At 62.7% G+C, this 18,835-nt stretch carries 15 protein-coding genes; 9 read left to right on the forward strand and 6 right to left on the reverse strand.

Translation table 11 applies throughout. The features are described 5' to 3' along the window. Positions 1 to 62: 62 nt before the first annotated feature. Both QQL24_RS01110 and QQL24_RS01115 read left to right on the forward strand, forming a co-directional pair. The gene (locus QQL24_RS01110) at positions 63 to 428 is read left to right on the forward strand and encodes a YciI family protein (RefSeq protein ID WP_284310035.1); all 366 of its coding nucleotides are present in this window, start codon (positions 63 to 65) and stop codon (positions 426 to 428) included. A 31-nt stretch (positions 429 to 459) separates the two neighbouring features. After that, positions 460 to 1,719, forward strand: coding sequence for an RNA polymerase sigma factor (locus QQL24_RS01115; protein WP_284310036.1), 1,260 nt, complete (start codon positions 460 to 462; stop codon positions 1,717 to 1,719). Between the two features lie 18 nt (positions 1,720 to 1,737). Here the strand turns inward: QQL24_RS01115 and QQL24_RS01120 are convergent, their stop codons facing one another. Both QQL24_RS01120 and QQL24_RS01125 read right to left on the reverse strand, forming a co-directional pair. Beyond that, entirely contained in the window at positions 1,738 to 2,700 is a 963-nt protein-coding gene (locus QQL24_RS01120) for a glycoside hydrolase family 26 protein (RefSeq protein ID WP_284310037.1), read from the reverse strand. After that, positions 2,697 to 3,953, reverse strand: a complete 1,257-nt coding sequence (locus QQL24_RS01125) for a glycosyltransferase (protein ID WP_284310038.1) — start codon at positions 3,951 to 3,953, stop codon at positions 2,697 to 2,699. The genes QQL24_RS01120 and QQL24_RS01125 overlap by 4 nt, the downstream gene beginning before the upstream one ends. A gap of 266 nt (positions 3,954 to 4,219) precedes the next feature. Between QQL24_RS01125 and QQL24_RS01130 the strand changes: the two genes are divergently transcribed. Continuing rightward, positions 4,220 to 5,455, forward strand: coding sequence for a hypothetical protein (locus QQL24_RS01130; RefSeq protein ID WP_284310039.1), 1,236 nt, complete (start codon positions 4,220 to 4,222; stop codon positions 5,453 to 5,455). Positions 5,456 to 5,497: 42 nt separating this feature from the next. On the opposite strand, the gene QQL24_RS01135 is transcribed toward QQL24_RS01130, so the two are convergent. After that, the gene (locus tag QQL24_RS01135) at positions 5,498 to 6,940 is read right to left on the reverse strand and encodes a hypothetical protein (protein ID WP_284310040.1); all 1,443 of its coding nucleotides are present in this window, start codon (positions 6,938 to 6,940) and stop codon (positions 5,498 to 5,500) included. Positions 6,941 to 7,505: 565 nt separating this feature from the next. Here QQL24_RS01135 and QQL24_RS01140 point away from each other — a divergent pair. The 4 genes from QQL24_RS01140 (at position 7,506) to QQL24_RS01155 (ending at position 13,032) form a co-directional block, all read left to right on the forward strand. After that, entirely contained in the window at positions 7,506 to 8,597 is a 1,092-nt protein-coding gene (locus QQL24_RS01140; RefSeq protein WP_284310041.1) for a Gfo/Idh/MocA family protein, read from the forward strand. After that, complete coding sequence (locus QQL24_RS01145; protein WP_284310042.1) at positions 8,594 to 9,907, forward strand: Gfo/Idh/MocA family protein; 1,314 nt, start codon at positions 8,594 to 8,596, stop codon at positions 9,905 to 9,907. Before QQL24_RS01140 ends, QQL24_RS01145 begins: the two co-directional genes overlap by 4 nt. A 430-nt stretch (positions 9,908 to 10,337) precedes the next feature. Next, positions 10,338 to 11,789 (forward strand): GumC family protein, encoded by a 1,452-nt coding sequence (locus tag QQL24_RS01150; protein ID WP_284310043.1) that lies wholly within the window; start codon positions 10,338 to 10,340, stop codon positions 11,787 to 11,789. A 229-nt stretch (positions 11,790 to 12,018) separates the two neighbouring features. Then, entirely contained in the window at positions 12,019 to 13,032 is a 1,014-nt protein-coding gene (locus QQL24_RS01155) for a glycosyltransferase family 2 protein (protein ID WP_284310044.1), read from the forward strand. A gap of 104 nt (positions 13,033 to 13,136) precedes the next feature. On the opposite strand, the gene QQL24_RS01160 is transcribed toward QQL24_RS01155, so the two are convergent. Next, positions 13,137 to 13,862, reverse strand: coding sequence for a hypothetical protein (locus QQL24_RS01160; protein ID WP_284310045.1), 726 nt, complete (start codon positions 13,860 to 13,862; stop codon positions 13,137 to 13,139). A gap of 515 nt (positions 13,863 to 14,377) precedes the next feature. On the opposite strand from QQL24_RS01160, the gene wzx reads away from it, so the two are divergent. Then, a complete protein-coding gene (wzx, locus tag QQL24_RS01165; RefSeq protein WP_284310046.1) occupies positions 14,378 to 15,763 on the forward strand; it encodes an O-unit flippase-like protein in 1,386 nt (461 codons plus the stop codon). Positions 15,764 to 15,943: 180 nt separating this feature from the next. On the opposite strand, the gene QQL24_RS01170 is transcribed toward wzx, so the two are convergent. Next, a complete protein-coding gene (locus QQL24_RS01170; RefSeq protein ID WP_284310047.1) occupies positions 15,944 to 16,678 on the reverse strand; it encodes a glycerophosphoryl diester phosphodiesterase in 735 nt (244 codons plus the stop codon). Positions 16,679 to 16,768: 90 nt separating this feature from the next. Further along, entirely contained in the window at positions 16,769 to 17,719 is a 951-nt protein-coding gene (locus QQL24_RS01175) for a phosphoribosylaminoimidazolesuccinocarboxamide synthase (RefSeq protein ID WP_284310048.1), read from the reverse strand. Between the two features lie 213 nt (positions 17,720 to 17,932). Here QQL24_RS01175 and QQL24_RS01180 point away from each other — a divergent pair, with 213 nt between their 5' ends. Continuing rightward, the gene (locus tag QQL24_RS01180) at positions 17,933 to 18,829 is read left to right on the forward strand and encodes an NAD-dependent epimerase/dehydratase family protein (protein ID WP_284310049.1); all 897 of its coding nucleotides are present in this window, start codon (positions 17,933 to 17,935) and stop codon (positions 18,827 to 18,829) included. The last annotated feature ends 6 nt before the right edge of the window (positions 18,830 to 18,835 follow it).

An 18,835-nucleotide genomic window follows, 5' to 3' on the forward strand; every position in this document is an offset into this window, starting at 1 on the left:
AGACAATAAGCGAGAGATCCAGCGGCGCGGACGCCGCGCTCGCCTTCAAAGGAGGAACCCGCATGCGTTTCATGTTCATCGTCAAGACCGACCACCAGGGACCGCCGTCGCCCGCGCTGATGGAAGCGATGGGCAAGCTGGTCGATCGCGAGATCAAGGCTGGGCGGATGATCGATTCGGGCGGGTTGACGCCGATCGCCACCGGCGCACAGCTGCGCCTCGAGGGCGGGCAGCTCAATTTCATCGACGGTCCCTTCGTCGAGGCCAAGGAAGTGGTCGGCGGCTATGCCATTTTCGAGCTGCCGGGCAGGGAGGAGGCCGTCGCCTCGATGCAGGAGTTCATGCAGCTCCACAAGGACCTGATGCCGGAATGGGAAGGCATCTGCGAGATGCGGGCCTTCATGCCGAATGGCCACGGATGCGACTAGAGCGCCTCGACAACGGACCAGGGCGGCCGGGGTGACGGCCGACGACATCCATCGCGCCATCCTCGCGGCCTGGCGCATCGAGCAGCCGCGCCTGATCACCAGCCTGGCGCGGATGCTGCGCGACGTGCCACTCGCCGAGGATCTGACGCAGGAAGCCCTGCTCGCCGCCCTCGAACATTGGCCACAGACAGGCGTGCCGGAAAGGCCGGGCGCCTGGCTGATGGCGGCCGCGAAAAATCGTGCGCGCGACCACCTGCGCCGCCGACCGATGCTCGACCGCAGCCATTCCATGCTCGCCCGGGATCTGGAGGAGGAGCAGCAAGCCATGCCCGACCTCGATTCCGGCCTTGACGACGATATCGGCGACGAGATGCTGCGCCTGATCTTCACCGCCTGCCACCCCCTGCTCCCGCGCGAGGCCCGGGCGGCGCTGGCGCTGCGCATGGTCTGCGGCCTCACCACCGAGGAGATTGCCCGCGCCTTCCTGATGTCGCCAGCGACAATCTCCCAACGCATCCTGCGCGCCAAGAACACCCTGTCAGCCTCGGGCCTTGCCTATGAGACACCCCATGGCGAAGAGCTCTCACGCCGCCTCGCCTCGGTGCTGGAGGTGACCTACCTCATCTTCAACGAAGGCTATACGGCTGCGCGGGGCGAGGACTGGTTGCGCCCGCAGCTGTGCAACGAGGCGTTGCGCCTTGCCCGCGTGCTCACCGCCCTCGCCCCACAGGAGCCCGAGGTGCATGGCCTGCAGGCGCTGATGGAGCTGAATGCCTCGCGCACAACCGCCCGCATCGACAAGGATGGCGAGCCGATCCTGCTGCTCGACCAGGATCGCGCCCTCTGGAACCGTCTGCAGATCCGCCGCGGCCTGCAAGCCCTGGCCCGGGCCAGGAGCCTCGGCGGCGGCGGCTTCTATGTCCTGCAGGCCGCGATCATTGCCTGCCACGCACAGGCGGAGCGGGCGGAGGATACCGACTGGCGCTGCATCGCCAGCCTCTATGCCGAACTCGCGGCCCTCACCCGCTCGCCCATCGTGGAGCTCAACCGGGCCGTGGCGGTGGGCATGGCCGAGGGCCCGGCCGCGGGGCTGGCGATCATCGAGCGCCTGGCGGACGAACCCGTGCTGAAGGCCTACCACCTGCTGCCGAGCGTGCGGGGCGACCTCCTGCTCAAGCTCGGCCGGGGCCAGGAGGCGCGGGCAGCCTTCGAGGCGGCGGCCGCCCTCGCCGGCAATGCGCGCGAGCGGGCGCTGCTGCAGCGCAGGGCGGCAAAAGCGGCCGGGGCGTAAAGCCTTCGCCGTCGCCGTTCAGGGCGAGCGAGCAGAAGCGGCGAACATCTCCCTGTAGGCGGCGCCCGCCCGCGGGATGCGGTTGTCGCTCAGCTTGCCGGCGAATGCCGCATCCGAATTCCAGTAGCTCTGGTAGACGGTGTCGTGGTCGCGAAACCAGGCAGCGGCCTGGCGCACATAGGGCCCGGAGGAGTCGAGCGCGACACCCCATTCAGCATAGGAAGTGGGCTTGCGGCGGTCCCCCGCAAAGCGCTGGTGCCATTTCAAGCCATAGGGCTGCTCGAGCATATGGGTCCAGGCGATGTCGGGATCAGCGCTGTTCCATTGCGGATGATAGTAGAAATCGAGTCCGATGATGTCGACATAGTCGTCGCCCGGATAGGCGACCTCAGGATCGAGGCCGCGATCGCCGATATTGGGCGTCCATTCGAACACGAACCGGCTAGAGATTGAGCGAAAGCTCCGCACGAAACGCCGATAGGCGCCGGCGAATTTGTCGGGCTCCTTCAGGGCGGACCAGGGGAACCACTCGGCATTGAATTCCCAGCCGGTGCGGATGAGGATCGGGCCCTGGGGCTGCGACGCGGCAAGGCGGCGGGCTGCCACGGCATAGCGCTCGTCATGTTCGCCTTGCGCTGCCTCGGCGAGGGTGGCGCCGGTGGGGATCAGCGGGATCGACCAGAAGGCACGGCGCCCGCTCGGCTTCCAGCGGTCGACCAGCCAGCCGATCGAACCCGACCAGTCCACCCAATTGGCGTAGCCGGTAAAGAGCTGCACCCCGTCAGCGCGCCGCTCGAGCCAGGCATCGAAACGATCGGCATCGATTGGATCGTTTCCGACAAAAACTACGAGCAGGGGTCCCGATCCCGTTTTGGGCAGCCCGTCACGCCAGGCCGCCTCCTCGCCGATTGCCGCGGACACGCCTGCCAGCAGGCCGGTGCCGAGGGATGCGAGGCCCAGGAGAACGGAACGCCGTCTCACGCTGCACTCTCCTGCATGCCGGAAGGCGCAGCCGCTTGGGGGGCGGCCTGCCCGCCGCGCAAGGCCGCGACCAGCGCCCTGGCATTTTCGTCCCAGTCGAACAAGCCTCTGGCACCCTCGAAAGCCTGGTTCTGGCGCAGGTCGAGATCCTCGACCCGGTCGATCTCGGCGATGATCCGGTCGGCGAGCCGCTCCATGTCCGGTTCGACCAAGAAGGTATCTGTCACCGCCGGCGGCAGGCCCTCGAAGGAGCCGGAAAGCGCGGCGACGGGCACGCGGTGATAGATGTAATCCTGCAGCTTCAGCTTGAAACCGCCGCCCGTCGCCTCGATCATCAGGCCGATGCGGGCCATGGCGAGCTCATGCGCGACATCGGCGACGAAGCCTCGGAAGCGCGCCGCCTTCAGGCAGGACTGCCATTTGTTGCGAAACTCATCCGGCGTATCGCCAATGATATCGATCGAGATGCCGGCCCGGTGAAACTTCTCGTCGGCGGCGGCGAGGAAAGCCTCGACATTCATCTGCTTGGCGATCCAGCGCACCGAGCCCAGCATCACGGCACGCCGCGGCACGGAAGGCGCGATCTGACGGCTGGCGACGCGCAGGCCGGAATAGCCGGGCGGCAGGATGAGATAGGGCACGTCGCGCCGGATCTCGGCCTGGAAGTCATCGCGGTCGCGCTCGGTCAGGCAGACGACGAGATCGGCCGCCTCCACCAGCTTCTTTTCGAGCCGCGCGATCTTGCCGGCATTCCAGTTCAGCAGGACCTGCCGTAGCGGGTTGCCCCGGAAATCCCTCGCGATGTCGCGGGCGAGCCTTCCTTCGTAATTATGGGCGACATAGGCGATCCTGCCTTTGTGGCCGGCATGCCGCAGCTCTTCAAGGGCCCAGGCGGGGGCGTAATAATCGAAGACCACGGCATCGAAACGTTTCCGCCTGAGCAGGGCGCGCAGGGCAGCCACCATCCGTGGCGGGGAAGAGCGGGCGGAGACCAGCGGTAGCGAGCTCAGGAGTCCTCGGAGGGCGCCGAGCTCCTCGACCTCGACCGGATTCCAGTCGATCGCCTCCGGCAGTTTACCGGCAGCGACGCTAGGAGGCAGCAGGGCGCAGGAAGTCACCTGGGCTCCGGTCCTGGCGGTCGCTTCGATCAGACGGAATGAATAGACCCTGTCACCGGAGTCGAGAGGAAGCGGTACGCGACGGCCGAGCCAGAGAATCGAAAGCGGCTGTTGCTGATCGAGGCTGGCGACCACGAAATCCCCACAAATTGATTAGCCAGATAATCTATGACATGCCGTAACGGAGACCCGGGCCTTAAAATCGTATCCCGGACCGTCTATGCCGTTGCTGGTCATAGATACACGATATTATCAGTGGTCAATAACCCCTTTGCCCGGTGACCGGAATGAGGCTAATTGTCCGCATCGACACAGCTGTCTTCACGGATGCCGCTGTCTTGCGCGGCCCTTGCCCGTTGGAAACATGGATCCCCGCGAACCGAGCACGGCGGAGCATTTTGGTGAGCCACAGTCCTTCGATCTCCACTGCCCCGTCACGAACGGCACAGGTCTATCCCCATATCGTCGTTCTTATCCTGGGCATGACGATCGTCGAGAAAGTCGCCCTTCCGATCACCGGGAACTGGCTGCCTATCAGCACCCTGATCGCACCGGCGGCCGTCCTGCTGGCCTGGGTGCGCGGAGTGGTTCTCCTCGACCGGAGATCGTTCGGCCTGTGGTTTGCCTTCATGCTTTGCAGCTGCCTGTCCTTCACCGTGAATTCGACGAGCCCGCAGGTTTCCCTGGGGTCCGTCCTTCTGGTGGGGCTGCTGCAGCTCTGCCTGGCCTTTCGCCTTCGGGACGGGGCTTCCGATGCTCGGCGCGGCTTGTATTTCTTCGTGGAATTGATGTTCTACCTCGCCATCGCGGGCGTCATTCAATTCGCCTCCCAGCGTGTCGTGGGAAGCCGGATCGCCTTCCCGATGGACTCCCTGCCGAGTGTGATCGCGATAAACGGCTACAACAATCTCAACCCGCTGAGCTATGGCTCGGAGATTTTCAAGAGCAATGGCATCGTTTTTGCCGAGCCGTCCTATTTCAGCCAATTCCTCGCCCTCGCCACCATCGTGGAGCTGATCACCCGCCAGCGCGTGTCCCGGCTCATCGTCTTCGCCGCCGGCATGCTGTGCAGCTATTCGGGAACCGGCCTGATCGTGCTTGCCCTGTTCGGCAGTATCCTGCTGATACGATCCGGCAACCTGATGCTGCTCGTAGCCTGCCTCAGCATCGTGGCGATCATCATCGTGTTTGGCAGCGCCCTTCAGGTCGATGCCATAACCAACCGCTTCAGTGAATTCACCACTCCCAACACCAGCGGACATGCCCGCTTCGTCTCTGCCTTCTACCTGATCGGGCGCTATAGTTTCGAGGACTATGCCACCCTGCTGATCGGGGAGGGCCCCGGCACGATTCGCAGCTATTTCGATGTGATGCCCTTCACGATGTTCGGGCCGACCTGGGCGAAGCTTTTCTTCGAGTATGGCTTGATTGGCACACTGGTCTACATCGTCTATCTGGCGAGCTGCATGCGCATGGCCAACGCCTCGCTGATGTGGCCAATGCTTGCCACCTACACTTTCATGGGTGGCTACCTGGCCGATGCCACACTCGTCACCGCCATGATCGTGCTGGTGATCTGGGGAAGCGCCGCGCTGGCGAAGCAGCCGGAGGCGGAAGCACTTGTGGAGACTGGCTGAGAAGGCCGCCTGCCGGAGCCTCGTGCCCGCGGTCCCTGTCGTCTAGAGAGCGGTTTCCGATCTTCGAGCAGGGCGCGACCGCAGGGTCTTGCAGGCCCGCATGATCGGGGCCTTGAACACCCTGGCGCAGGCCCAGGCCGCCGTTATCGCGTAAGGGAAAAAGCCTTCCACCGGAGCCGACCGGAAGGACGCCGCCAGGCAGACCCCGCCGAGACCGAACATCATCAGGCGCAGCACGTCCCGGTTGAACGCCTTGTTGTTGCCGCCGGCGCGATAGATCAGATAGGAGCACCACATCAGCATGATCTGGCTCAGCACCAGCACGGCGCCCGGCAGCGAAGCCAGGATCAGCACGAAGGGCGAGCCATATTTGAGAAGCTGCAGCACGGGGTAGAAAAAAGCGCGCCAGCGAGTCGCCGTGCCATTATAGGCAAAGAAGACGGCTCGGACCACGGCGAGGACGGCGAGCCAGCAGGCGGCCGAAACCAGCAGGGTTTCGCTGCGCAGCGCGCCGAAATGCCAGCCGAGCAGCACACCGAGCAAACCGAGGACCAAGGCCCAGGCCCAGGCGCCGAAGCCGATCGGATAAGTGCGGTAGCGCTCAACCTTGGCCGTCAGCGTCGGCGCGACCTCCTTCCTGGCCGCCACCATGTCGTTCTCGAAATAACCGAGCTCGTAGACGCACATCAGCGAGAGCATCAGCGGCGGGACGAACAGGCAGGCCTGCCACAGGGTGGAAAAGCCGAAGCTCGTCGCCGCGATCACGATCAGCACATCGACGAACAGGAACTGGTCGAGCACATAGGAACGCGCATACTTGGCAGCCGCCGTGTAGCGCAGGGGGAGGTAGAGGTGTTCCTCCGCTCTGTAGACGTCGCCTTGCGGCTCGATCAGCACCCCCTTGCCGACGGCGTGCAGGATGTCCTGGTCATCGAGCGAATCCGAGATGCAGGCTGCCCGGGCGATCACCTCGTCCGGATAATGGGCTCGTACGATGTCGAGCTTGCCGCTGGAGAAGTAGGCCGGACCGGCTAGATTGGGGGTTGCGACAAGCGGCGTGTCGCGCCAGCTGCTTTCGCTGAGCAATGCCCGGATGATCCATTGCAGGCCGAAGCTGACGATGACGAGGCGGGTGGGGTCGCACGCGCGCAGGGAAACGGCCAGTTCGCGGCTCTCATGCCGGCGGAAGAGGTCTGGCGCCCCGCGCTTCCAGAGCATGACGTTCCAGGGGCAGAGCAGCACGATAAGGGCGCAACATGCATAATCCCTCAGCCGGTACCAATGCGGGACGTGGGTCAGCTTCCAGGGAATGAGGCGTCTGACAACAAGATCGATGCAGGCCACCAGCCAGGACGGCTTGCAGGCGGCAATGAAGAGCTCGCTGCTGTTGCAGGCAAGCAGGGTGTGGTCGAAATCGACGAAGACCAGTTCCTTGCCGTTGACGATGTCCTCCCTCACCGCTTCTGCTATGGGCTGCCGCTGCATCGTTGGCTCGCTTGCGGTTGGTTGTGGGAAGAACGCGCGTTCATGCCCGGCGATCGCGGACCTACCGGCGCTTAATGCCAAGCGGGCGGACGTTGCGCAAGTCAGCCACGGGTTGGGGACAATACTGCAGCGCACCCACAAGGCGTGGATTCGCGCCCTTCACCCTCCTCCTTTCGGGTAGTAGAAGCCGCTCCCTACGCGGCGCGTGTACCAGGTAATTGGTACACGAGAAAGGTGTGGTATTTGACGTATCAAATATTTTCTGTGCCATTTTTCCAACCTGGCGGCCCCAATAGCCTCAATTCTCTTTACTTACCCTCCGTAAGATCCCTACCTCTATCTCCTTACTTGCTATGCAGCAGCCGCTAACCCTAAAAGCAGGACACTCGGCTTTCGGGCACGATCGAGTGTGCCGATTGCAGCGTCAGGCCGTGTTCCGATCGGGGTCTGACGGCGGATGATTCGACAGGATGAGGGTCCCGATCGTCATGTTAGTTCACTCGAGCCCTCCGGCTGATGAGGCCTGTTGCGCCGCTGAAATTCCTTTCACCGCGAGTCGCCGGCCGTGACGCGGTTTCGCTGGGGTATTTTCGGTACGGGCGCCATCTCCGCGAAATTCGTCGCGGGCCTTGCGGCGGCGCGCAATGCCGAAGCCAGCTTCGTCGCCTCGCGTTCGTTGGATAAGGCCCAGGCCTTTGCTGCCGGTACGGGCATCGGCCGTTCCATCGCCGGCTATGCCGAAGCCGCAGTACAGGGCGGCGTTGATGCGGTCTATATTGCCACGCCTCCTTCCGAACATGCCGCCCATGCGCTGCTCTGTATCGAGGCGGGCCTGCCGGTGCTGGTCGAGAAGCCCTTCGCCTCGACGGCCGAGGAGGCGGCGCGAATTGCCGAGGCGGCGCGGGCGAGATCCATCTTTGCCATGGAGGCGATGTGGACGCGCTTCCTGCCAGCCGCCCAGGCAATGCGCGACAAGCTTGCGGCTGGCGCCGTGGGCGACGTTCGGTTGATTTCGGGCAATTTCGGCATCTCGCAAACACCCGATCCCGCCAACAGCATGTTCAACGCGGCCCTTGGCGGTGGAGCACTGGCGCATCTGGGCGCCTACCCGCTGTCGCTCGGCCAATGGCTGTTCGGCTCTCCCACACTGGCGCAGGCCACTGGGACGGTCGGTGCCAGCGGCGTCGATGAGGACGCGGCATTCCAGCTTCGCTATCCCGGCGGAGCGATCGGCTCGTTTTTCGTCAGCATCCGCGCCTGGGCGCCAGACGATTTCCAGGTTCTGGGCACTGGCGGCATGCTTGGCATGCGCGGCTCGATCGTGCGTCCCCACGGGCTGAACCTCGCCCAGGAGGCCCCGCGCGGTCCCGATCAGGCTCAGTTCGGCTGGCGCTCGCGCCTGCGCCAGAACGCCTTCGTCCACCAGGTCGCCCAGCGCACCGGCCGTTCGAGCCGCAGCCGCGGCACCCGCCTTGATCAGTTTTATGCCGGCAATGGCTATCACTACGAGGCGGACGAGGTAAGAATTTGTATCGAGCGAGGCTCCCTCGAAAGCGTCATCATGCCGCTGGATGACAGCATCGCCGTAGCCGCCACCACGGATACTATCCGCAAGGCCATCCACGACTGGCCGAAGCTCGGGACCATTTCGGCATGAAGATCGCCTTTGTCGGCTGCGGCTATGTTTTCGACATCTATATGCGCACGCGCTGGGCTCATCCCGAGCTCGAGATCTGCGGCATCTTCGATATCGATACCAGGCGTTCGGAAACGGTGTCCCGACACTACGGCTTCCATGTCTATCCGAGCTTTGACGCCCTGCTGGCCGATGCCGCGGTCGAAATCGTCGTCAACCTGACCAGCATCGGTTCGCATTACGATACGATCAGGTGCGCCCTGGAAGCAGGCAAGCACGTCTATTCCGAAAAGCCGGTGACGACGGATCTCGCCCGGACACGCGAATTGTTCGCACTTGCTCAGGCACGCGGCCTGGTGCTTACCGGCGCGCCGTCCAATCTCTACTGCGATGCCATCAGCACGATGTGGAAGGCCGTGCGCGACGGCGCCATCGGCAAGCCCGTGCTCGTCTATGCCGAGCTCGACGACAATCCGGCCCATCTGATGGAGCTCGAAAAGGTGCAGAGCCCGACTGGCGCTCCCTTCCCTTACGCGGAGGAGCTGCAGGAAGGCTGCACGGTAGAGCATGTCGCCTATCACCTCGTCTGGCTCTGCGCCATGTTCGGGCCCGTGATCTCACTGAGCGGCTTCTCCAAGGCCCTGGTCGAGAACAAGACCTCCACGCCCCTTTCGCCCCCCGATACGCCGGACTTCTCAGTGGGATGCCTCAATTTCGCCAATGGCGTGGCCGCGCGTGTCACCTGCAGCTGGGTAGCGCCCCGGGACCACCGTTTCCGCATCATTGGCGACGAAGGCGAGCTAACCGCCGACAACATCTTCCACGACCAGTCGCCGGTCCGTCTGGAGCGCTTCTCGCGCGTCAGCCTCAGCGCCCGCAAGGCCTATACGGTGCGAACGCAACCCTTGATCGGCCGGATCTTCGGCATCGGCGGACGCAGGCTTGTGCTGGTACGCCGCTGGAAATCGCACGCCGTGGAAGCCGAGCGCGGCGTCGGCCGCTCCTTCAAGCACAAGGCGGTGAGCTGGCTGCGCCGGCGCGAGATCTATGCCCAGGACAAGCTTGCCGGCATCGCCGAAATGACCCGGGCGATACGCGAGGGCCGGCCGCAGCCGATGACGCCCGATTTCCTCGTGCATCTCAACGAGCTTACCTTGGTGATCCAGCAGGCCGGGTCGGAAGGCCTCGCCATGAAGCCGACGACCAGCTTCAAGCCGATTGAGCCGCTGCTCGACATGGTCGACGGCGCCCGTGACTATCGCCGCAGCCATCGCCCCCGCTTCTTCGAGAAGGCCATGGGCGGTGTGGTCGAAGCCCTGCACAAGCGTTGACGACGCGGTCCGCCTGCACGAATTGCAGAGGTTGACGGCATCGCGCCGCGGCCACGCCTTCCATCGGCTCCGCTGCGAGGGCGGATGGCTTGCCGACCGCGCTATCTTATTGGCGGAGCCGCACCGCGCTACCAATATAACAGGCCTTGCTACCCCTTTATTGGTGTCTTCAGCCTATAGACATCGTTTTCATAGGATTTCGCCTGGTCGCACTCTGGACAACACGCCAGGAGGCGCGAGGTTTGACACGTAACTTCGAGACCAGCCTCGGGTCTTCCCTAGAAGGAGGGGTGAAAAGGTTACCCCCACCATATGAGGTAGGTTTACCTCCTCCCGAGTCCATCGAGGTAGGCAAACGCACCCTATTTACTCAGAGCCGCTCTTTAAAAAACGGGCCTCGACTGCTATGCAATAGGCATTGGAGGCTCAAATGGATTTTTATGATTTTGTTGCAGCGATCTGGCGGCGGAAAGTTGCGTTCACATTAATCCTGGGGCTGTTTTTATTTGGTGGAGCCCTTTTCTTAAAGGTAACTCCACCGGTTTTTGAAGCCAGCGCGCTCATTCTTGCAGATTCCAGCCGCTCACTCAGCGATAAGGCTGATACGGATGCTTATAACTCCGTTCAGCAGCAAGATCGTTACGTCAATGCCCAAGTGATGATCGCCGAAAGCGAGGGCGTTATTGCCGATGCGATTGCCCAGTTCAAGAAGGCGGGCGTGGATATTGCACCGCAACAACCTGTCGCAAACAACACGAAGGATCAAACCTGGCCGCCCCTTCGACTGCTGGACGAATACTTCAAGACTCCGGCCAATAGTGATCCCGATCTTGCCATCGCTGCCGTGCAGAGGGCTTTGAGCATCGAGGTGGAGCCCAATACAAGCCTGCTGAAGATCTCATTCCGCGATCCCGATGCCCAGAAGGCTCAACTTTTTGCGAATTACATCACCAACAGCCTGATCATCCGCAACTCCAGATTGGCAAGCAATCCGCTCGCCACGCAATTCTTCCGCGATCAGGTGATAGCAGCCAACGCCAAGCTGGCGGAGCTGAACCAGAGGCTCGAGCAGTTCTCGGTGGCGAACCAGGCTTATTCGGTCGACGAGCAGCGCACGCTGTTGCTGAAGCACCGCGACAAAGCTTCCGCCGACCTGGCCTCCCTGCGCAGCGATATCCAGAAGAACGACGCCGAGTTGCAGTCCATGAAGGTTCAGCTCAGCGCTCTCAAGGGCAAGATCAACCTGCCGGCCGCCATTTTCGGCCAGACCAATTTCAACGCCGACACAAAGCGTGGCGGCGGCGACGGCTTCGGCGACGATCCCTCGCTCCTGCATGTGAAGATGTATCAGGAAGGCGTCCAGCAGATCGTCACGCTGAATGCGCAGTTGGCGGGTCTGCATGCCGCAGAAGCCAACCAGGCCAAGGAACTGGCCGATAGCGACATTGCACTGCAGGGGCTGACACAGAACGAGGCACGCTTCAACGAGCTCAAGCGCGAGGTCGGGCAGGCGGAGGACGACGTCAAGCTCTATACCAAGAAGGCGACGGATGCCGAGATCGCCAATGCCTGGCAATCCAATGAGCGGCTGTCGACGTTGCAGCTCGTGCAGAGCGCCGTTCTGCCCACTCGCCCGGCCTTCCCCAAGCCGTCTCTGATCCTGCCTTTGGCGATGCTCGCCGGCCTGGTCGCCGGTAGCGTCGTCGTGCTGGCCTTCGAGGCCAAGGCGCGCCGCCGCGGCGTGGTGGAAACCCAGGCGAGCGGCCGCCCGGCCCGACGTTTCTGGGGCTCTCGCTTCGGCCTCAAGCCTCGCTATGCCAAAAGAGATCCCCGTTTCAACACAAACCAGAGCGCATCAAGAACGCAGGCCTCCTCTTCCTGAGACGAGGTGCTACGTCCGCCGCACAGGCGGAACCTGCGTCGCAAGAACTGCGGCGCAGGCATGGCTCCCCGCCTGAGAGGTTTTCATTTTGTTTGAGTCGCCCTAAGGATATCACACACAGTAGGCAATCTTTCTGCTACATTACGTAAAGACCTTGATCATGAGCGACTGCTTGGACCGTGCAAACTTACATCAGGCTAAGCCAATGATGAGAAGTGTATATTCTAGCATGCCTCCTTATCTCAGTATTATTATACCTACGCTGGATGAAGAGTGCCATATAACTGATTTGATTGAGCAAATACTCGTCAATGCACCCCCGTCTCTCATAGAAATCATCGTATCGGACGGCGGCAGCAAGGATCAGACCCGCCAGATCGTCCGCCGTCTCGGCCAACGCGATGCTCGCGTCCGTCTCATCGACAATCCCAAGCAGATCCAGGCCGCCGGCGTGAATGCAGCCGTGGCCGAGATCGATCCGCGTGCCCGTTACATCCTGCGCCTCGATGCGCATTCCTCCTATGGCGATACTTTTGTCGCCGACATCCTGAACGAGATCGTGCACCGCGAGGTCGACAGCGTGGTCGTCCGCCTGCGCTCAGTCGGGCAGACCTGCTTCCAGCGCGCCGTCGCCTATGTCTCGAACCAGGCGATCGGCAATGGCGGCGCCCGTCACCGCATGGGCGACGCCTCCGGCTTCGTCGACCACGGTCATCACGCCATTTTCAAGCGCGAGACCTTCGTGGCGCTCAACGGCTATGACGAGGATTTCGACACCAACGAGGATGCCGAATTCGACCACCGCCTGCGCGCCAAGGGCGGCCGGATCTGGCTCGCCGCCAATCTGCCGATCGACTACTACCCCCGCGCTTCGCTGACGTCGCTCGCCCAGCAATATTACCGCTACGGCCGCGGCCGGGCCCGCAACTTCATGAAGCACAGGCAGCGCCTGCGGTTGCGCCAGCTTCTGCCGGCGCTGCTCTTCCTCTACTGCCTGCTGATCCTGCCCTTCGGCGACGCAGACCCCTATCTCGTACTGCCGCTCGGCCTTTATGCGGGAGTGGTGCTGCTGTCGGCCGTGCGCCTGCTGCTGGACTATCGTTCGCTCTGTATCGTCGGCGTGCTGGCGGCGATTCCGGCCATGCATCTGGCCTGGGGGTGCGGCTTCGTGACAGGATGCCTCGCCAAATTGCTGGCGGCGCCGGCCATGCCGGTGGAAGCGCCGGACGGCTCCAAGTCTTGAATGCCGCAAGTCTTGAATGCCGCAAGTCTTGAATGCCGCAAGTCTTGAATGCCGCGAACCTCGATCGTTGCAAGCCCTGGATGAAGCTCCAGGCCGCTGGACCCTCAGGCGAGGCCCCGGGCTTGCGCCCATTTCTTCGTCGAGCGGGCGACCGCCTCCCAATCATTCCCGCTGGCCAGATAGGCGGTTTCGAGATGGGTGCTCAAAGCCGGTTCCGGCGCGACCAGAAGCCGGATGGAGCTGCCGGTGACCCTGCGCATGGCCTGGTAGCCGTTCAGCCCGGCGCGCACGGCCGAAATGGCGGCACGGCGCAGCCAGTCCTTTGCGTCCTTGGTGGAACGCAACGGCTCCGTCAGCGCGAACATCGGATAGGGCATGTGACCCTGATACATCAGGCAGGTCGTATGGTCGAAGGCGCCGCCCGATTCCATCGCCATGTCCATCATGCGGCGATCTTCCAACACGGGTTTGACGCGAGCCCCGAAGGTCGACGTGGTGCTCAATGCCCGACGCCAGGGATGGCCGTTCACAAGCGTCACCTCCGAGTCCTGCCAGCTGGCGGGCACGCGCGTCTCGTCGGTGGGATTGCCGCTCGGCAACCGGTCGCCGATCTGGGCATAGAGGCCGAAATAGGCGGCCTGCGGAAAGAGTTCAGTCGCTTTCAGGAGGTCGGCAAAGGCCTGCGGCAGATAGAGATAATCGTCCTCGGCGAACCAGACGAGATCGCCTGGCTTCCAGCGACGCTGCGCCGGCAACGCCATGCCGGCCTTGATCGAGCCACGCATACCCAGATTGGCCCGCGCGATAATCTCGCCGGATGCTTCCATCACCCTGAGGCGATCCTCGGGTATAGGTCCGTCGTTGAGGAATATCAGCTCGGCCGCACCCTTCTGGAGCTCTTCGAAGGCCCGAATCGTGGACTCCAATGCAAGTAATTTACTATAGTAGCTCGGACGCCCTTTTTGGTTCTCGCCGCCATAGGATCTGTAAACGATGTGGAGCACGCCGATAAACCTCTGAAGCAAATCGTTCTCGACATGGATAACACTCTATCTGACGCAGCGTTATTTAACCAGCCGCGACGGGCAGATCATAATCGGGTTATCCGTAATCTGGATGACATAATGATCATGGCATTCGCACATAAAGGCGGGATTTGGCAAGAAGCAGCCCTGAATTGGAGCCTGGCCGCCATCTCGCCCGTTTGCATGTCGCCGCCGCCCGCGTTCGGCACGAGATTTGCGTTACCCTCTCTACCTTCGCCGCGCTCATGGCCTGATACGCGAACTCTATTGCGTAAAGTCCGGCTCTGGCCCTCGAACCGACACGGATAGGCTCATTCAAGATGCGCAAATCTCTCATCGACCTGGCGATAGGCATCCTCTCCCAGGCGATGCTCGTGGGCTCCGGCCTGATCATGCTGCCCTTTGCGGTAACGCGGCTGCCGCAGGCCGAGATCGGCATCTGGTATATCTACCTCACCATCCAGGCCATGGTGTTCCTGCTTGATTTCGGCATTACCGACACGTTCATCCGCTTCTTCTCCTATGTCTTCGCCGGCGCCAAGGAGCTGAAGGACACCACGATCCCGGCCAAGTCCGACGATGACAGGGTGGATCCCGTCCTGCTCTCGGCCCTGCTCGACACCGCCCACCGCATCTTCCTCTATATGACCCTCCTCGCCGGCATCGTGATGGTGACGGCCGGCAGCTACTATATCCACGTCATGACGGAGGGCGTCGCCTTGCGCGAATCCGTCTGGCCGTCCTGGGCGATCTTCGTGGTCACCATGCTGGCGCAAACCTATTTCCAGTGGCAGGGCGCACCGCTGATCGGCTCAGGGCGGGCCCGCCGCAACTACGAGATCGCCGTGCGCAGCCGCGTTGCTCAGGTGGTCTTCACCATCCTGGCGCTGCTGATCTTTCCGTCCCTCACCATGATGAGCCTCGGTTTCGCGATTGCGGCCATCGCCATGCGGCTCGACTACCATCTTGCGCTGGCGCCGGTGCGCAGCATGACCAGGGGCACGATCTGGTCGCGTGCCGACCATCGCGAACTCACCTTGACGCTGCTACGCAGCGCCCGCCAGCTTGGCGGCACGGTGGTGGGCGTCATGCTCACCAATCGCCTGGTGGCGCTCGCCATCGGCTGGTATGCGGGCCTCCATGTTTCCGCCCAATATTCGATCGCCAACCAGGCTCTTGTCTCTCTCGCTTCGGTCGCCGCGGTGGTGCAGACCATGCTCGGCCCCAGGATCGCCAAGGCGGGCGTGGCGGGAGACCGCGAAGTACTCAAATCCATGTTCAGCCAGTCGCTGGTCTTCGGCTGGGCCGTGTGCATCGCGGGCGGGGCGATCCTCATCACCGTCGTGCCCCCTCTGCTGCACCTTATTGGCGCCAACACCTCGCTGCCGCCAACGCCGCTCCTGCTTCTGATGATCCTCCTCTATAGCCTGGAGATGAACATGTTCGTCTCCACACGCCTGATCACCACAGCCGACAATACCATTCCCTATTGGAAAGCCATGCTGATCACCGGCGGTGTCATCATCGTCTCGGTAATCATGGCCGGCCAGCTTGGCCTCGGCCTCACGGGCATCCTGTTCGCCCAGCTCCTGGCCCAGCTCGCCTATAATTACTGGCGCTGGCCGGTCTACTGCTTCAACTATCTCGGGCTGAGGCTAAGGGACGTGCCGCATTATGCGTTGAGCCGTCTCGGACGGGCCTCTTAAACCAGGAACCTCATCGGAGACCGGCCGAAGGCACAGTCATGCAGGCTTTTGCGGAAGCGGGCGGCCTGCCGTTTCTGGAGACCAAGGGGGACCACCTTGGGGCGACAAAAGCGCCGGAAGCAGAGATGATGCGGGCTATCCGGGCGTTCCTGGAACGAAGCACCATATCGCCCCAGCGCCTTACTTCGCCACCTTCAAAATCCGCCCCGGAAAATCCGTGAAGACGCCGGCGACACCGAGGTCGAAGAGCTCCTTGGCCCGGGCCGCCGTGTTCACCGTGTAGGAGAGCAGCGGCCGGCCGGTCGCGGCATAGGCGGCGATGGTTTGTGGGGTCTCGCTGGTGTGGTCGAAGTTGATGGTAGCCGCGCCGACCTCATCGGCGATGGCAGCCCAATTGTCCGGCCGGTCATGGATGAGATAGCCGAGCGGCAGATGGGGGGCGAGACTATGCGCGGTCCTCAGGCTCTCCACCGAGAAGCTCGAGACCAGGAGCGAGCCCTCCAGCGGTCCGAAATTCTCCAGCACCGACAGGGCGATCTCGGCCGTGCGCAGATCGGTGCCTGGATAGGGCTTGATCTCGACATTGAGGCCAAGCTTCAGCTCGCGGCAGAGGGCGAGCACGTCCTGCAGCGTTGGAATGTGCTCGCCGGCGAAAGCGCGGCCGAAGGATGCGCCGGCATCGAGCTCGCGGATCTCCTTCCAGGAGCGCTCGAACACCGGGCCGGTGCCGGTGGTGGTGCGGTCCAGCGTGTCGTCATGGATGATGACGGGAACCTCGTCGCGCGTGAGCTGGACATCGACCTCCACCATCTCGACCCCGAAGGCCGCAGCGCAGCAGATGGCTTCGAGCGTGTTCTCCGGCGCATGCGCCGCAGCTCCACGATGCCCGATGACGCGCGGGATAGGTCCCAGCATGAAAGGCTCTCCGGTGAGAATCATTGTGTCGATATGGCCGAGAAGGCGGGGAGAAGGGAAGGGGGCGGGATTAGCGCGGATCGAGACCGCTCAAAAATACTTCGCCAGGTTCCTCCTGATCCGCTGCAGCGGCTCTTCGCCATCCGCCGGCGATTCGAAGCTGCTGCCTGTGATCGTCTCGAAGGCGCGGATATAGACCTGCGAGGTCTCCTCGATCAGCGCGGCCGGGATCTCCGGGATCGCCTCCTTGTAGGGATCGCAACGCGCCGCCACCCAGTTGCGCACGAAATCCTTGTCGAAGCTTTCGGGCTTGTCGCCCGCCTCGAAGCGCTCGCCATAACTGGCGGCGAACCAGTAGCGGCTGGAATCGGGCGTATGGATCTCGTCCGCCAGCAGGATGCGGCCATCCTTGTCGATGCCGAACTCATATTTGGTGTCGGCGAGAATCAGGCCACGCTCGCGCGCCATGGCCTGGCCGCGGGCGAAAAGGGCGAGGGCGTAAGCCGCCACTTCGTCCCATTGGCTCTGGCTGAGCAGTCCGGACTTCACGATCTCGTCGGCCGACAAGGGCTCGTCATGACCCCCGTCGAAAGCCTTGCTGGTGGGCGTGATGATGGCCCGGGGGAGCACCTGGTTGTCGCGCATCCCGTCGGGAAAGCGCGCGCCATACATGTCACGCTTGCCCTGCTTGTATAGGGTCAGCACCGAAGTGCCCGTCGTGCCGGCGAGATAGCCGCGCACCACCATCTCCACCGGCAGGATCTCGAGCCGGCGGCCTACCACGACATTCGGATCAGGGTATTCGAGCACATGATTGGGGCAGATATCGCCCGTCTGCTCAAACCAGAAGCGCGCCGTCTGCGTCAGGACCTGGCCCTTATAGGGGATGGAGGCGATGGCCCGGTCGAAGGCGCTGAGCCGGTCTGTCGCAATGATGATACGCCGCCCATCGGGAAGGTCGTAATTCTCGCGCACCTTGCCCCGGTAATAGTTGGGCAGTTCCGGAATGACGGCTTCGCGCAGGGGCTGAGGTACGGACATGGACGGTCGCTTCATCGAGACGGGAAGGGCTAGATCTACGCAGCACCAGACCGTTTGTCATCAGGACTCGGCACGCGAGCCACCAAGAGCCTTGCCCACCAGCGAGGAGGCTCTATTGTCATACCATTCGATCACGCGAAAAGTGCCGCGTGGACGGCATGGCGAGGGATCGCCCCATCCATTTCATTCACCAAACTCTCCTGGGAGCAGGAAATGCCCAAACGCATCATCTTCACCGGCGGCAGCGGCAAGGCCGGCCGGCATGTCGTGCAATATCTCGTCGATCACGGCTATGAGGTGCTCAACATCGACACCAAGCCGCTCGACAATCCCAAGGTGCGCACGCTGATCACCGACATCACCGATTCAGGCCAGGTCTTCAACGCGCTGTCGAGCTATACGGGCCAGCACGAGTTCGACCCTTCGCTCCGCCCGCAGAAGGTGGATGCCGTGGTGCACTTCGCCGCCATCCCACGCGTCATGATCGTGCCCGACAATGAGGTCTTCCGCATCAATGCGATGGGCACCTACAATGTCATTGAAGCCGCGACCAAGCTCGGCATCCGCAAGATCGTCGTGGCCTCGAGCGAGACGACCTATGGCGTCGTCTTCGCCAATGAGCCGCGCGATCCCGCCTATTTCCCGCTGGACGAGGATTATGATGTCGATCCCATGGACAGCTACGCCCTGTCCAAGATCGTCAACGAGAACACCGCCCGCGCCTTCGCCCAGCGCGACGGCGCCGACATCTATGCGCTGCGCATCGGCAATGTGATCGTGCCGGAGGATTACACGGAAAACTTCCCGAAATGGTTCGCCGATCCCGGTTTCCGCAAGAAGATCGCCTGGAGCTATATCGATGCGCGCGATCTCGGCCAGATCACCCGCCTTGCCGTCGAGAAGGACGGTCTCGGCTTCCAGGTGTTCAATGCCGCCAACGACCACACTTCCTCCAACCTGCCGACGGCGGAGCTCCTCAAGCGCTTCTATCCCAATGTGCCGGTGCGTGGGGCGCTCGGCGAGTACGAGACGCTGCTCTCCAACCGCAAGATCCGCGAGGTGCTGGGCTTCAAGGAGGAGCACAACTGGCGGAATTATGTGAAGGAGTGAGGATAT

This window comes from Labrys miyagiensis (genome assembly GCF_030160835.1).
In the GTDB taxonomy this organism is placed as follows: domain Bacteria; phylum Pseudomonadota; class Alphaproteobacteria; order Rhizobiales; family Labraceae; genus Labrys; species Labrys miyagiensis.